This is a genomic window from Variovorax sp. LG9.2, from assembly GCF_035018885.1.
In the GTDB taxonomy this organism is placed as follows: domain Bacteria; phylum Pseudomonadota; class Gammaproteobacteria; order Burkholderiales; family Burkholderiaceae_C; genus Variovorax.
Window position 1 is genome coordinate 1 of the sequence record NZ_JASJXB010000140.1, and the last position, 227, is coordinate 227.

The following is a 227-nucleotide window of genomic DNA, read 5'->3' on the forward strand; positions in this document are numbered from 1 at the left end:
CGCAAGCTCATCGAGCAGGGCTTTGGCTGGGCCAAGACGGTGGGCGGAATTCGTCAGGTGATGGTGCGTGGACTCAAACGCGTGGACCACCTGTTCGTGCTGACGACGACGGCCTACAACCTGACGCCATGCGTTCCTGAGAACAAGTCTGTCCCCAGGGCTCTGAGGCAATCAGAGGATCGCAAAACACCCCAAAATCGGCGTGAACCGCCCCGACCTTGTTTGTA

The 227-nt window shown here is 59.0% G+C and carries 1 pseudogene; it reads left to right on the plus strand.

The window, feature by feature from the left end:
- Positions 1–227: pseudogene (locus QN413_RS27265) on the plus strand (hypothetical protein); the annotation flags it as partial.